Annotated in this window: 19 protein-coding genes; 14 read left to right on the top strand and 5 right to left on the bottom strand. The window is 64.4% G+C overall.

What is annotated here, in order from left to right:
- Positions 1 to 41 precede the first annotated feature (41 nt).
- From rpsP to rimM, 4 genes are read left to right on the top strand one after another with little or no spacing between them, the layout of a single operon-like run.
- Positions 42 to 431 carry a 30S ribosomal protein S16 gene (gene rpsP, locus BKY27_RS03690; protein WP_071673095.1) on the top strand — a complete coding sequence of 130 codons (390 nt, stop codon included), beginning with the start codon at positions 42 to 44 and terminating at the stop codon, positions 429 to 431.
- Between the two features lie 5 nt (positions 432 to 436).
- Positions 437 to 1,066 carry a 5,6-dimethylbenzimidazole synthase gene (gene bluB / locus BKY27_RS03685; protein WP_071673094.1) on the top strand — a complete coding sequence of 210 codons (630 nt, stop codon included), beginning with the start codon at positions 437 to 439 and terminating at the stop codon, positions 1,064 to 1,066.
- Positions 1,041 to 1,280 (top strand): hypothetical protein, encoded by a 240-nt coding sequence (locus tag BKY27_RS03680; RefSeq protein WP_146636160.1) that lies wholly within the window; start codon positions 1,041 to 1,043, stop codon positions 1,278 to 1,280. Before bluB ends, BKY27_RS03680 begins: the two co-directional genes overlap by 26 nt.
- The gene (gene rimM / locus BKY27_RS03675) at positions 1,273 to 1,788 is read left to right on the top strand and encodes a ribosome maturation factor RimM (RefSeq protein WP_071673092.1); all 516 of its coding nucleotides are present in this window, start codon (positions 1,273 to 1,275) and stop codon (positions 1,786 to 1,788) included. The genes BKY27_RS03680 and rimM overlap by 8 nt, the downstream gene beginning before the upstream one ends.
- On the opposite strand, the gene BKY27_RS19865 is transcribed toward rimM, so the two are convergent.
- Positions 1,785 to 2,483, bottom strand: coding sequence for a 3D domain-containing protein (locus tag BKY27_RS19865; RefSeq protein ID WP_158514956.1), 699 nt, complete (start codon positions 2,481 to 2,483; stop codon positions 1,785 to 1,787). The genes rimM and BKY27_RS19865 overlap by 4 nt on opposite strands.
- Before the next feature lie 213 nt (positions 2,484 to 2,696).
- Here BKY27_RS19865 and trmD point away from each other — a divergent pair, with 213 nt between their 5' ends.
- From trmD to BKY27_RS03650, 4 genes are all read left to right on the top strand, one after another.
- On the top strand, positions 2,697 to 3,491 hold the full coding sequence (gene trmD, locus BKY27_RS03665; protein WP_071673090.1) for a tRNA (guanosine(37)-N1)-methyltransferase TrmD: 795 nt from the start codon (positions 2,697 to 2,699) through the stop codon (positions 3,489 to 3,491).
- A 269-nt stretch (positions 3,492 to 3,760) separates the two neighbouring features.
- Positions 3,761 to 4,144: a 50S ribosomal protein L19 gene (rplS, locus tag BKY27_RS03660; protein ID WP_071673089.1), complete on the top strand. Its 384-nt coding sequence runs from the start codon at positions 3,761 to 3,763 to the stop codon at positions 4,142 to 4,144.
- Between the two features lie 14 nt (positions 4,145 to 4,158).
- Entirely contained in the window at positions 4,159 to 4,380 is a 222-nt protein-coding gene (rpmE, locus tag BKY27_RS03655) for a 50S ribosomal protein L31 (protein ID WP_071673088.1), read from the top strand.
- A gap of 80 nt (positions 4,381 to 4,460) precedes the next feature.
- Positions 4,461 to 5,633, top strand: coding sequence for an APC family permease (locus BKY27_RS03650; RefSeq protein WP_071673087.1), 1,173 nt, complete (start codon positions 4,461 to 4,463; stop codon positions 5,631 to 5,633).
- A 4-nt stretch (positions 5,634 to 5,637) separates the two neighbouring features.
- Here the strand turns inward: BKY27_RS03650 and BKY27_RS03645 are convergent, their stop codons facing one another.
- Together BKY27_RS03645 and BKY27_RS03640 are read right to left on the bottom strand one after the other, a co-directional pair.
- Positions 5,638 to 5,982 (bottom strand): antibiotic biosynthesis monooxygenase family protein, encoded by a 345-nt coding sequence (locus BKY27_RS03645; RefSeq protein ID WP_071673086.1) that lies wholly within the window; start codon positions 5,980 to 5,982, stop codon positions 5,638 to 5,640.
- A gap of 68 nt (positions 5,983 to 6,050) precedes the next feature.
- Positions 6,051 to 6,353 (bottom strand): DUF6455 family protein, encoded by a 303-nt coding sequence (locus BKY27_RS03640; RefSeq protein WP_071673085.1) that lies wholly within the window; start codon positions 6,351 to 6,353, stop codon positions 6,051 to 6,053.
- A gap of 208 nt (positions 6,354 to 6,561) precedes the next feature.
- Here BKY27_RS03640 and BKY27_RS03635 point away from each other — a divergent pair, with 208 nt between their 5' ends.
- Positions 6,562 to 7,371 carry a division plane positioning ATPase MipZ gene (locus tag BKY27_RS03635; RefSeq protein ID WP_071673084.1) on the top strand — a complete coding sequence of 270 codons (810 nt, stop codon included), beginning with the start codon at positions 6,562 to 6,564 and terminating at the stop codon, positions 7,369 to 7,371.
- Between the two features lie 76 nt (positions 7,372 to 7,447).
- Here the strand turns inward: BKY27_RS03635 and BKY27_RS03630 are convergent, their stop codons facing one another.
- Entirely contained in the window at positions 7,448 to 8,671 is a 1,224-nt protein-coding gene (locus BKY27_RS03630) for an NAD(P)/FAD-dependent oxidoreductase (protein WP_071673083.1), read from the bottom strand.
- A gap of 336 nt (positions 8,672 to 9,007) precedes the next feature.
- Here BKY27_RS03630 and BKY27_RS03625 point away from each other — a divergent pair, with 336 nt between their 5' ends.
- Genes BKY27_RS03625 through BKY27_RS03605 form a run of 5 tightly spaced genes read left to right on the top strand, consistent with a single transcriptional unit; the run spans position 9,008 to position 12,556 of the window.
- The gene (locus BKY27_RS03625; RefSeq protein ID WP_071673082.1) at positions 9,008 to 9,604 is read left to right on the top strand and encodes a TetR/AcrR family transcriptional regulator; all 597 of its coding nucleotides are present in this window, start codon (positions 9,008 to 9,010) and stop codon (positions 9,602 to 9,604) included.
- Positions 9,601 to 10,377, top strand: coding sequence for an enoyl-CoA hydratase/isomerase family protein (locus BKY27_RS03620; RefSeq protein WP_084667841.1), 777 nt, complete (start codon positions 9,601 to 9,603; stop codon positions 10,375 to 10,377). The genes BKY27_RS03625 and BKY27_RS03620 overlap by 4 nt, the downstream gene beginning before the upstream one ends.
- Positions 10,370 to 11,851, top strand: coding sequence for a class I adenylate-forming enzyme family protein (locus BKY27_RS03615; protein WP_071673080.1), 1,482 nt, complete (start codon positions 10,370 to 10,372; stop codon positions 11,849 to 11,851). The genes BKY27_RS03620 and BKY27_RS03615 overlap by 8 nt, the downstream gene beginning before the upstream one ends.
- Complete coding sequence (locus BKY27_RS03610; protein WP_071673079.1) at positions 11,844 to 12,194, top strand: MaoC family dehydratase; 351 nt, start codon at positions 11,844 to 11,846, stop codon at positions 12,192 to 12,194. The genes BKY27_RS03615 and BKY27_RS03610 overlap by 8 nt, the downstream gene beginning before the upstream one ends.
- Entirely contained in the window at positions 12,194 to 12,556 is a 363-nt protein-coding gene (locus BKY27_RS03605; protein ID WP_071673078.1) for a hotdog family protein, read from the top strand. Before BKY27_RS03610 ends, BKY27_RS03605 begins: the two co-directional genes overlap by 1 nt.
- 114 nt (positions 12,557 to 12,670) lie before the next feature.
- On the opposite strand, the gene BKY27_RS03600 is transcribed toward BKY27_RS03605, so the two are convergent.
- A complete protein-coding gene (locus BKY27_RS03600; RefSeq protein WP_084667839.1) occupies positions 12,671 to 13,420 on the bottom strand; it encodes an alpha/beta fold hydrolase in 750 nt (249 codons plus the stop codon).

Below are 13,420 nucleotides of genomic sequence, written 5' to 3'. Positions count from 1 at the left end.
GGGTCCACGCCCGTCCCCGCCATTCAAAGGAGATACACACAATGGCTATGAAAATCCGGCTCGCCCGCGGCGGCTCCAAAAAGCGCCCCTTCTACCGCATCGTGGCGTCTGACAGCCGCATGCCCCGCGATGGCCGCTACATCGAAAAGCTCGGCACCTATAACCCGCTGCTGGCCAAAGACAGCGAAGAGCGCGTGCAGATGGACGCCGAGCGGGTGCAATACTGGCTTGACCAGGGCGCGCAGCCGACCGACCGCGTGAGCCGCTTCCTTGAAGCTGCTGGCATGATCGCCAAGAAAGAGCGCTCCAACCCGAAAAAAGCCGTCCCCGGCAAGAAAGCCCAGGATCGCGCCGAAGAGCGGGCCGCCAAGGCCGCGGCAGCTGCTGAAGCTGCTGCTGCTCCGGCGGAAGAGGCCGCATCCGAAGAATAATCGGAATGCGCGCGTTTTCCCGCGACTTTCAAAAGGATCTCCGCGATCTGATGCGGTGGCGGCGCGACGTGCGCCGCTTCCGCCCCGATCCGGTGGACGAGGCGCTGTTGGCGGAAGCCTTCGGCGCCTTTTCTCTTGCCCCCTCGGTCGGCCTGTCCGAACCGTGGCGGCTGGTCCGCGTGGAAAGCGACGCTGCCCGCGCCGCCGCGCTGGCGAATTTCGAGGTCGCCAATGCCGAGGCGCTCAAAGGCTATTCCGGCGACAAGGCCGCGCGTTATGCGGGGCTGAAACTGTCGGGTATGCGCGAGGCGCCGGTGCAACTGGCGATCTTCTCGGATGAGGATACCGCCAAGGGCGCGGGCCTTGGGCGGCAGACGATGCCCGAAATGCTGCGCTATTCTGTCGTCTCGGCGCTGATGCTGTTCTGGCTGGCGGCACGGGCGCGCGGGCTTGGCGTCGGCTGGGTCTCGATCCTCGATCCCGACCGGCTTGTCCGTGACCTCGACATCCCGCAAGACTGGCGTCTGGTGGCCTATCTCTGTATCGGCTGGCCGCAAGACAGCGCTGACCGGCCCGAGTTGGAACGGCTCGGTTGGGAAGACCGCAACGATGACCTGGAGATCTTCACGCGATGACAGCAAGGGCGGCACTGGCATGATCTTCATGATACTCGGATTCATGGGGTTCGGCCTTTACTTGCTGATCAAGGGCGACGGCCCCGCCCGCATCGTCGGGGTGTTGCTGATTGCCATCGCGTCGGTTCTCGTTTTCCTGTTCTGGGTGGCCCTCGCCGTCGAGCGCCCCCAGGCGGAGCCCCAAGACCCAACGGAGGAAGTTGAACATGTCTGATCGTATCTGTGTGGGGGCGGTCACCGGCTCGTTCGGGGTGCGCGGCGAGACGCGGGTCAAAAGCTTCTGCGCCGAACCTGCGGCCATGGGCGACTACGGACCGCTCAGCACCGACGACGGCGCGCGCAGCTTTACGCTGACCATCACGCGCCCGGTCAAGGGCGGCTTTGCCGTGCGGTTGTCGGGCGTGAAAACCAAGGAAGAGGCCGACGCGCTGAAAGGCACCCGCCTTTACGCCCCGAGAGATGCCCTGCCTGCCCTTCCGGATGACGAATTCTATCACGCCGACCTCATTGGTCTGACTGTGGTGGATACCGGCGGCGAGGAGCTTGGGCAGATCCACGCGGTCCTGAACCACGGCGCGGGCGACCTGCTGGAGGTGCGAAAACGCGGCCAGAAGGGAACGACGCTGGTTCCCTTCACGTTGGACATCGTGCCGACGGTGGATTTGACGGCGGGCCGCGTGGTGGCAGATCCGCCCGAGGGGCTGTTCGAGGACGCGGACTAACCCCCGGTTCGGTCGGGCTCATCCGCCTCCGGCATCGGCAGCAGATAGGCATGCACCTCCTGATGGTCGCCATGGCTGACAAAATCAAAGGGGTTCCGCTCGATCACCCGGCTCATCGGGCCGGGCATGGGACCAAGGAACACGTCGATATGGTTGCCGGTCACGGCACCGCCGGTATCTTCGCAGATGAACACCCCGTCATGCACACTGCCATCGGGCAGCACCACACCAACGGCGGCGGGGATATAGATCTGCTGGCCAAAGGCCGGATAGCCCCCGTCAACCCAAGCGCGAGAGCCGCCCACCCAGCCCAGATCACAGGCAATGGTGCGGAATGGGTGCAGTGGATTGTCCTGCGCCCCGGTGCCGTTGGCAAAAGGCGAGCGGCTCCACCGCACGCGCTCGCTCGGCCCATGAGAACAACTGGCCTGCGGCCTACCCGACACACCCGCATAATTATAAACGCGCCCATCGACCCGAAGGCTGCCCGCAAGCGCCCCGGCGCACCAGTCGGACCTTGCCACATCCGGCCCGATCGACCGCCCACCCATGTTGCGGATCGGGATGCCCCCATCCTGCGCCCGCCCCTCGACCAGCCGATAGACCGTGGCCCAGACCCTCACCGGGGTTCCGTCCACAGAGGGGCCATCCTGCGCCGTGCAGGCGGCGGCACCAAGCAAAAGGCCTGCTAGCATCAGGCGTTTGAAAAGGATCGAAACCATCGGCACATCTGAAATGGGTTTGCACAACAAGCCTTGGTATTTCCGGCCAAAACGAGCGAAAAAGCAAGGAAAAGCGGCCGTTCGCAGATTCTGCGCGTCGATGACGGCCTTGCACGGCCCCCATGCGCCGCCTAAGACACAGATCGCCCGCAGATCGCCACCACTCCCCGGCGGCAGGAGAAACCGATGACCGACGCCTCCAAATCCCATGGCCGCAAGACCATCAGCGCCTCGCTGAAGCCACGCGAGTTGATGACCGACACACCCGACCTCTACGGGGTCTGGACGGCGCAGATCATCACGCTCTTCCCGCAGGCATTTCCGGGGCTGTTGGGCGAGAGCCTGACCGGCAAGGCGCTCAAGGACGGGCGCTGGCAAATGCAGATGACCGACTTGCGCCAGTTCGGCGAGGGCAAGCATCGCAACGTGGATGACACCCCGGCGGGCGGCGGAGCTGGCATGGTGCTGCGGCCCGACGTTCTGGGCCGGGCGATCGACCACACGCGGGCCAGTGCCCGAGGCCGGATGCCACTGATTTACCTGTCGCCGCGTGGGCGGCGCATGGATCAGGCCATGATGCATGACCTTGCCCGATGCGACGGGGTCACGCTGCTTTGCGGGCGTTTCGAGGGCGTCGATCAGCGGGTACTGGACCATTACGACATTCTCGAGGTCAGCCTTGGGGATTTCGTGATGACCGGCGGAGAGATCGCGGCGCAGGCACTGCTGGACGCGACCGTGCGGCTGTTGCCGGGGGTTCTGGGAAACTCCGAGTCCGTTGAGGAAGAAAGCTTTTCCCATGGGCTGCTGGAGCATCCGCAATACACCCGCCCCGCGGACTGGAAGGGGCACGAGATCCCCGAGGTCCTGATGTCTGGCCACCACGGCAAGATTGCCGAGTGGCGACAGGATCAGGCCGAGAAGATCACGCAAGACCGCCGCCCCGATCTGTGGCAGGCTCATCTGGCCCGCAAGGGCTGATGGAGCCTCTTGCAATGACCCCCGGCTTGGCCTAGACACCGATCGTCCCGGTCGGAAGTCCGACTCGGGGCCGTTTTGCTATTGGCATGGGTCAACCCCACGCAGGTTTTCTTCGACCTGCCGTTGTGGCCCAGCCCCGGCAGAACGTTTCAAAGCAATGACGACCTGATCTCTGGCGGGCGCATACAGGCGGACCCGGAAGAAGACCGAGAGCTCTTGGGATGTCCTCACATTCGCGGAAAAACCGCGATCAGTATTGGAGACATGCGATGAACTTGATCGCACAGATCGAGGCGGAACAGATTGCCGCCCTGGGGAAAGACATCCCCGACTTCAAGGCCGGCGACACCGTGCGCGTCGGTTACAAGGTGACCGAGGGCACGCGCTCGCGCGTTCAGAACTACGAAGGCGTCTGCATCAGCCGCAAGAACGGCGCAGGCATCGCAGGCTCGTTCACCGTCCGCAAGATTTCCTTCGGTGAAGGCGTGGAACGTGTGTTCCCGCTGCATTCGACCAACATCGACAGCATCACCGTTGTGCGCCGCGGCAAGGTCCGTCGCGCCAAGCTGTATTACCTGCGCTCGCGTCGCGGCAAATCGGCCCGTATCGCGGAAGTTGCAAACTACAAGCCCAAAGCCGGCGCTGAAGCTTAAGGAGCGGGACGACCATGAAAAAAGATATCCATCCCGACTACCACATCATCGACGTCAAGATGACCGATGGCACGGTATTTCAGATGAAATCCACCTGGGGCGCCGAGGGCGACCAGCTTTCGCTCGACATCGACCCCACCGTGCACCCCGCATGGACCGGCGGTTCGTCGCGCCTGATGGACACCGGTGGCCGCGTGTCCAAGTTCAAGAAGAAATACGAAGGCCTCGGCTTCTGAGCCTTGCCGCCTGAGACATGATGAAACGCCGCTCAGATCTGGGCGGCGTTTTGCATTTGAGACCCCAGAGCCCCCACGCAATGCTGACCACGCTGATCCTCGCCAGCACCGTCCTGACCGGTGTCCTCCTGCTGCGCCCGGTGATCCGGCGCAATCCGCTGTGGCGGGCGATGGTGACCCCGCTGGCGTCGATCATCGGCTCGGGGTTCTTGATCCTTGGGCCGGTTCTGGCCAAGGATTTCGGGGCATGGGCCCCGGCCGTCATGGCCGCGCTTTGTGGGCTGGCCTGGGCCTTCGGCATGTCGATCCGGGCCAATATCACGCGGCTCGGGGACGGGCCCGTCCGGGAAACCATCCCGGAACAGATCAGCGCCGCCATGCTGGCTATCGCCTATGTCATCTCGGTCGCCTATTATCTCAACCTGTTCGGCTCTTTCGCCGTCAGCCTGACGCCCTTCGCCGGGCCAGACGGGGCCCGGATCGTCACCACGACGGCCTATGTCCTGATCCTCGGCCTTGGCTGGACCAGCGGGTTTGCCGCGCTAGAGCGTGCAGAATACCAGGCCGTGGCCTTGAAACTCGCGGTCATCGCCGGGCTTTTGGTGGCGCTTGCGGTCTATTTCGTGGACCGGTCCGGCGACGGTGCGCTGATCGTGCCCGAGGCGCATATCCGCGGCTGGCAGGCGGTGACGCTCGGTTTTGGCTTGCTGGTCACGGTGCAGGGGTTCGAGACCTCGCGCTATCTTGGCGATGAATACAGCGCCCGCGTACGCCACCAGTCCATGAAGATGGCACAAGGCCTGTCGACCGCGATCTACGTGATATACGTCGCTTTGCTGGTCTTTACCCTGCCGGTGCCGAACCAAGGGGTAACAGAGACCGAGATCATCGACCTGATGCAGAGGGTCGCCCCGATCCTGCCGATGATGCTGGTGGCCGCCGCGCTGGCGGCCCAGTTCAGTGCGGCGGTGGCCGATACCGGCGGCTCGGGCGGGCTGGTGGCGGAACTGACCGAGGGGCGCCTTTCGGCGCGGCAGGGCTATCTGGCGCTGGTTCTGGTGGGGCTGGCACTGACATGGGCGGCGGATGTGTTTCAGATCATCTCTTACGCATCGCGGGCGTTCGCCGCCTACTACGGGATGCAGTCCTTTATCGCCGCGCGCCATGCCCGTGGCCCGGCCCGCCTGTTTCATGGCGGATTGGCCCTGCTGGCTGCGGCAATCGCCATACTGGGCACGCCGGTCGAGGGCTGACCGCTCAGCCGTGGGTGGCGCGGCTGTCCTCGGGCGCTTCGGCACGGTCCGTCATGCCATAGTCGCGCAGCACATGCGCCACGCGCAAGCGATAGCCCGCAAACACCCCGCCGCGCCCTGCGGCCTGTGCGCTGCGATGTCGGGACAGGGTGCGCCAACGCTCGACCGCCGCTTCATCCTCGAAGAAGGACAGCGACAGCATCTTGTCGGGGTTGGTCAGGCTCTGGAACCGCTCGACCGATAGAAAGCCCTCGACCTGATCCAGGTCGTCGCGCAAGCTGGCCGCGATATCGAGATACCGATCACGTTCCCCCGGCGCGGGAATGACTTCGAAAATGATGGCGATCATGGCGGGCCTCCTGCTGCATTGTGGAGCCAGAGTCGCCCTATTCGCCGCGCTCGGCAACCCCACGCAGGTCAGCGCCGCCGCGACGTTCCCTTGTCCCGCAAGGCGGCCAGAAACTTGGCGTTGACGCAGTGGTCATAGGGGGCCGGGGCCACGCCGCTGCGGGTGGCCAGCCAGCGATGGCACCCGGTCTTGTCGCCGCAGGCGCTGCAACGGCTGACCATGTGGTGCACGCCGGACAAGCTGATATCCCCCTGTTCCACTGCCATGCGCAGATCCAGCCGCATCGCCTGCGCCATGCGCTCGGTCTCTCCGTCATAGCCGGGGGGCGTTTTCAACCCCTTCAACTGGCGCAACAGACGTTCGTCGGCCATCACCCACGCCCTTTCCCTCTGCTTCGATGGCCCGAGATTACGCTCGGCAGGTTACCAGACCCCGAAGATATTCTGTTCAAACTGAAATGATCCGGCCTTGCCGCCGCGTTTGGCGCTTAACAGGGCCGCGCCCGTCCCGTATATTGCGTCTCAATAAATATGCCCCACGAAATGAGGGCAGACCAAGAAGACCACGAAGGGGACGTCAGTGGCGCATATCATCGTTTTCGGAAACGAAAAGGGCGGGTCGGGAAAATCGACCACCGCCATGCATGTGGCAACAGCCGTTGCGCGCATGGGGCACCGTGTGGGGGCGCTCGATCTCGACCTGCGCCAGCGCACTTTTGGCCGATACCTCGAAAACCGGCAAAGCACGATCGCGGCCCGCGACCTCGACATGCCCTCGCCGTTCCTGATCGACCTGCCTGATGTGGACCGCGCGACGCTGGAGCCGGACGAGAACATCTACGACCGCAAGCTTTCCTTGGCGGTGGCCGATCTCGACCCGCGTTGCGATTTCATCGTGATCGACTGCCCCGGCTCTCACACCCGGCTCAGCCAGGTGGCGCATTCGCTGGCCGATACGCTGATCACGCCGATGAATGACAGTTTCGTCGATTTCGACCTACTCGCGCGGATCGACCCCGACAACTATGAAATCAAGGGGCCGTCCGTCTACTCCGAGATGGTCTGGCATTCGCGCCAACTGCGCGCCAAGGCCGGGCTGAAGCCGATTGACTGGGTGGTCCTGCGCAACCGCCTTGGGGCGCAGCAAATGCACAACAAGCGCAAGGTGGGCGAAGCGCTGACAAACCTGTCACGCCGGATCGGCTTTCGCGTGGCGCCGGGCATGACCGAACGCGTTATTTTCCGCGAACTCTTTCCCCTCGGCATGACCCTTTTGGACTTGCGCGATCTGGGGGTGGACCGGCTGAACCTGTCGAACATCGCCGCCCGGCAAGAGGTGCGCGACCTGCTGAAAACGCTGAACCTGCCGGGCGTGACGGTCGATTTCTGACCGCGAACGGTGCGGACTGGCAAGGCCCCGGATCGCGGGTGGGGCAAAGGGGCTGGCACCCGAAATCAGCGCGGCGTCAGATCACGGCCTGCTCGACAATACCCTCGCCCCTGGCGACGCGCCCATAGCCGAAGGATGACAGGTCGAGGGTGCGGTATGCGCCATAGGTCAGCCATTCTGCCGTGCCACGCCCCATGGCGGGGGATTGTTGCAGCCCGTGGCCGGAAAACCCGTTGAGGAAGATGAAATTCTCCACTTCGGGATGCGGCCCCAGCACCGCGTTCTGATCCAGCGTGTTATAGGCGTAATGCCCGCACCACTCGGTCACGACCTTGATCGCCTCGAACTGCGGAATGCGCGTGGCGATGACAGGCCAGACCTCGTTTTCCCACAGGCTGTGGTCCATGTTGAAATCGTTCGGATCGGCCGCGGTATCGACAACGCCCCGACTGCCGGCAAGGTAGGTCTCGGGCCCGTCCTGCCGGAAATAGACGCCCGAGGGATCAACCGTCAGGGGCAGCTCACGATCCAGCGGACGCTCGGCCTTGAACACCCAGTTATAGCGTTTTCGCGGCTCGACCGGCAGGCTTATGCCCGCCATCCGGGCCGTGCGCGCCGCACGCGGGCCGGATGCGTTCACCACCTGACCACAGGCAATGACCTCGCCCGAGGCCAGAATCACCGTCTCCACCCGGCTGCCGGTTGCGTTGCGGGTCATCTCCACCACCTCGCCAGCAACGTATTCCACCCCCCGCGTGCGCGCCGAACGGCGCCACCATTCAAAGACGGTCCCGCCGTCCCAATAGCCTTCGTCCTTGGTGTTGAGGCTGCCCAGAACGATATCGTCGAGCATGTAGAACGGGTATTCGGCGGCAATCTGATCGGCGGTCAGCAACCGCGTTTCCGCCCCTGCCGCGACCTGCACGTTCCGGTTGGCGCGCAGCGTGTCCGCGTGGCGGTCATTGTCGGCCAGATACAGGTAGCCGTAATTCTGGATCTCGACATTCGGCACCCGCTCATCCCCGCCCATATGGGCACGCAGGTTCTTCATGAAGGTGGCTGCGTATTGGGAAATGCGGATATTGAGCTCGGTCGAGAACTGCATCCGGATGCAAGAAAACGACAGCGAGGTCGACGCGGTTTCATAGCTTGGGTCGCGCTCGACCACCAAGACGGAGCCGTCGAAATCGGGGTTTTCCGTCAGATACCACGCGGTCGCCGATCCCATGATCGCGCCGCCAATGATGACCACGTCATAAGAGGATCGGGTCGGGCGGGTCGCATAGCCGCGGCTGGTCATCGGGCGTCTCCAAAGTCGGGCGCGGCCTGACCCATCGGGGTCTGGTCAGGGGCCTGCGCGTTGGTCGGGTCAGACTGGCGGCGGCGGCAAGACTGCCCCCCATGCCGTCGAGTCAGCCCGGACCCTAGCTGAGGACACGGACGAAAAGAAATCGAAATTTTCACCCCTTGAGACAGCCGACCCAACACCCGGTCGTCGCCAGCCAAGGGGCCGGACTTGCACAGGCCGGACCCCGGTTTCGGCAACGCCTGCCCCACGAGCACCCCGTATGTGATGCTCGCAGGTGCAGCGAGGAAATCTCTTGAAATTGAAACATGAATCAGTATTCATAATTGCATGGCAAATGTAACAGTCCCCAGAACAAAACGCGGCGTTGAACGCCGTGCGACGCTGCTGAAAGCGGCCGAAAAAGTCATCGGAGAGAAGGGTTTTTCCGCCGCATCCATCGCCGACATAACGCGCGAAGCGGGCACCGCGCTCGGCACGTTCTACATCTATTTCCCAACCAAAGAAGACGTGTTCCGCCAACTGGTTCTGGAAATGGGCCATGTCACCCGCACGACGGTCACCAAGGCCATCGCCGGGGTTTCGGACCGGTTGCAGGCGGAAAAGGCCGGTCTGCGCGCCTTTCTCAGCTTCGTCGGCGACCGGCCATCGCTTTATCGCATCGTCGAAGAGGCCCGGTTCGTCGATCCTGATGCCTACCGCGCCTATTTCACCGGCTTTGCCGATGCCTATGCCGACCGGCTGCGCGCGGCGGCGGCGGACGGAGAGATCACCGAGGGCGACCCCGAGGTCCGGGCCTGGGCGCTGATGGGCATTGCCAAGACGCTTGGCGACCGGTTCGTGCTGTGGGAGGAAAAGCCGGACCTCGACCTTGTTGTCGACAGCGCCTTCGACCTGATCCGCGATGGCATGGGGCCGCGGGAATGACTGTCGATATGACGTTCGACCGCCGACAAAGCGGGCATCTGGTGGCGCGACTGACCATGGCCGCGCCCCGGTCCAACGCGTTAACTCCGGACCTGTTGCAGGCGCTGTCCGGGGCGCTAGACCAGGCCGAGGACAGCGGCGCGGAGGCAGTTCTGATCTGTGGCGGGCGGGCCTTTTCGACCGGGGGCGATGTGGCCGCGTTCCACCAAGCCGCCGTGCGGGGCGAGGGCCGCGCCTATGCCCAAAGCCTTGTGCCGGTGTTGCAAGACTTCGTCTATCGTCTCGTATCGCTGCCCTGCCTTGTCGGCGTTGCCGCGCGAGGGGCTGTCACCGGGGGGGCGGCGGGGCTGCTTTTCGCGGCCGATATCGCGGCGGTCAGCCCCAATTGTTTCGTGCAACCCTATTATGGAGCCGTCGGCTTTGCGCCCGATGGTGGTTGGACAGCCCTGCTGCCCGAGCGGATCGGCGCAGGTGCCGCCGCCCATTGGCTGATGCAGGATCGCCGCCTGACCGGGCCGGATCTGGTGGCGTTCCGCCTTGCAGACACCTGTAGCAGCGCCCCGGAAGACACCGTGACGCAGCAGTGTGACCAAGGCCGGATCGAGGCGCGGCTGGCCTCCAAGGCGCTGATCTGGGACGCCCCCCGAAAGGCCGCGCTGCGCGCCCGCCTTGACCGCGAAACCGACGCGTTCCTCGACCGCATCGACAAGCCCGAGACATTGGAAGGCATGGCCGCCTTCCTCGCACGCCTCAAGGAGCCTGCGCATGTTTGACGCGATCCCCGACATGGCCGCGAAACGGGCCGAGCTTTCCCCTGACGCGCTTGCCTTTCGGGCCGAGCGGGACTGGAGTTTCGCCGAGGTCGACCGCGCGGCGGGGGGCATTGCGGCGGGGCTGATGGCCGCAGGCCTTGGCGCAGGTGATCGGCTGGCGATCCTGTGCCACAACACGGTAGAGTTTTTCCTGACGCTGTTTGCCTGCCAGAAGACCGGGATCATCCTGTGCCCGCTCAACTGGCGCCAGCCCGCGCCGGAATTGCTGGGCACCATTGCGCCAGTGGGCATTCACGCGATCTTGCACGATGCCACCTTCGCCCCGCTTGCGGCGGAAGTGGCGGCCGGGGCCGACGCCACCTGTTACTCCTTCGATCAGGACGTGCGCGCGTGGCAAGGGTTGACCCCGCTGGCCCCATCCGGGGCTGTTCCAGCAGACCGGCCTTGGTATCTGCTCTTTACCTCGGGCACGACGGGACAGCCCAAGGCGGTGATCCAGACCGCGCGGATGGCTTGGGCCAATGCGGTCAGCGTGCATCATTCAGTGGCGATGACCGATGCCGACCGGTCAGTCAATTTCCTGCCGCTCTTTCACACGGCGGGCATTAACCTTTATACCCTTCCCCTGTTCCTCGCAGGGGGGGCCTCGACCGTGTTGCCCAAGGTCGATCCCGAAGCCCTGTTGCGGCTGTGTCGGGACGGGGCGGTGAGCCAGTTCTTCGGTGTGCCTGCAATCTATCAATCCTTCAGCTTGTCAGAGTCGGTCAGAGACGTGGATTGGCGCACAATCCGATGCGGCTGCGGCGGGGCACCCTTGTCGGAGCCGCTGATTCACTTCTTCGCAGACAAAGGTTGCAAAGTTCTGAACGGCTACGGAATGACCGAGACCGGCCCAATGGGCACATTGATGGATGCAGGCGGGGCAGAGGCCAAGATCGGCTCGGTCGGCAAGCCACAGATCATGAATGAAATCCGCCTTGCGGGGGTAGAGGGGCGCAGCGCGGGGACCGGTGAAATCCAGTTTCTCGGCCCCAACGTAACCCCCGGATATTTCGGCAATGACACCGCTACCCGCGCGACCTTTACCGAAGACGGCTGGCTGAAAACCGGCGATGTCGGGCGGCGCGATGGGGACGGGTATCTCTTTGTCGTGGACCGGATCAAGGACATGTTCATCTCAGGCGGCGAGAACGTCTATCCCGCTGAAGTGGAACGGATTCTGCACACCCACCCGGCCATTCTGGAAGCCGCCGTCGTGGGGGTGCCCGATGCGAAATGGGGCGAGACCGGCGCGGCCTTCGTGATCCTGCGTCCGGGCGAGACGCTGGACATGGATGGCCTGCGCCCATGGTGCCGAGAGCGGTTGGCTGGATACAAGGTTCCGGCGCTGTTCCGGGTGGTGGACGACTTCCCGCGCACCGCCGCTGGAAAGGTGCGCAAACCCGAGTTGAAGGAGATGCTGGCCGATGCCTGAGATCACCGCAGATTGGACGCCAACGCAGGACGAATTCGATGCCTTTGCCGCCGTTTCAGGGGACGACAACCCGATCCATGTGGACCCGGCCTTTTCCGCCAGCACAGGCTTTGGCCGAACAGTCAGCCACGGCATGCTGATCTACTCGAAACTCTGGGGTCTTGTGATGAAAACTCGCCCGGAAACGCGGCAGATTCGACAAGAGATGATGTTCCCAAACCCCTGCTTTACAAACGAAAAAATCACCCTGCGGATCACCGGCGAGATGCCGGGGACGATTGCCATGGTGGCGGTGCGGGGGGATGGGGGGCAGGTGTTTGTGGGCGAAGCGGAGGTGGCGTGATGGATCTGGGGCAATCAGCAGAGCTGTCGCGGACCTATACGGCACTGGATCTGGAGGCGTTCGCGGGCCTGTCTGGCGCGGCGGCGCAAGACACTGTGCCAGAGCCGCTGATCGCGGCTTTGTTCTCGTATCTGCTGGGTGTGAAACTGCCGGGGCCGGGAACCAACTATTTGAAACAAGAGCTGAATTTCCTTGCCCCTGCCCCGCTCGGCCAGCCCCTGACGGCGCGGGTCGAGATCACCCGGTTGCGGCCGGAAAAGCACCTTGTGGACCTGCGGGCCACCTGTGTTCTGGCGGACGGCAAAGTGGTCTGCGAGGGACGGTCTCTGGTCAAGGCGAAGGACGTGGCGGGGGCCAATTAACCCTGTTTTCGACCGTCGCCGCCCGTACACCCCCTGTACACCCCCCGTACACCACCCGTGCAGACCAAACGTCGCCTACCGAGAGGCGCGCACCCGGTCAACGGCTACGCCCGGTCACAGGCTCTTCGCAAATTTCGCCATGGCGGAGGCCATCTCTTGCGGCTCTTCCAGCGGCGGAGAATGGCCCGAGTTGCAAAAGATGCGGACCCTCACATCGGGGGCGGTCGCGGCGAGCCAGCCCGAGACCGAGCCGGGATAGACCCGGCTGCGGGCCCCGCGCGTGACCAGATAGGGAATGTCGATGCGGGGGATGACGCCGCGCAGGTCCATGCCGGTCAGTTCCGACCAACAGCGGCGCATGACCTCTGGGTCATTCGACAACACCTGCGCACGCGTCCGGCGGCGCAACACCGGGTCAAGCCCGTCGCGGGGACCGAACATTGTGGCGGTGATGGCGTCGGCGGTGCCGGGCCAGTCGGCCTGCATCCGCGCCGTGGTGCGGGCAATATCCGCGGCGGTCTGGCCGCGCAGGCCATGGGGCCAGTCCGGGCCATTCACGATGAGGGGCGACATATCGACGGTGACGAGGCCGCCAAGCCCGGCGGTGCCCTGCTGCTGGATCATGCGCCACGCCACGGCTGCCCCCATCGACCAGCCGACGACGATGGCCCCCGGATTGGCCTGCACCAAGGCGTGCACGGCCCGCGCGGCGGCGTCCAGCATCGGCCAGGCGGGGGGCGTGTCGCCATGGCCCGGCAGGTCGGGCGCAAGGGCGTGCAGCCCGCGCGGCAGGTGGCGGATCAGCGGCTCGAAGACGGCGCCACGCATGGTCCAGCCATGCAGGAGGATGATCGTCCGGTCCAA

The sequence above is a fragment of the Nioella nitratireducens genome, from assembly GCF_001879715.1.
Taxonomy (GTDB): Bacteria; Pseudomonadota; Alphaproteobacteria; order Rhodobacterales; family Rhodobacteraceae; genus Nioella; species Nioella nitratireducens.
This window is presented reverse-complemented; position numbering and strand designations above follow the sequence as displayed.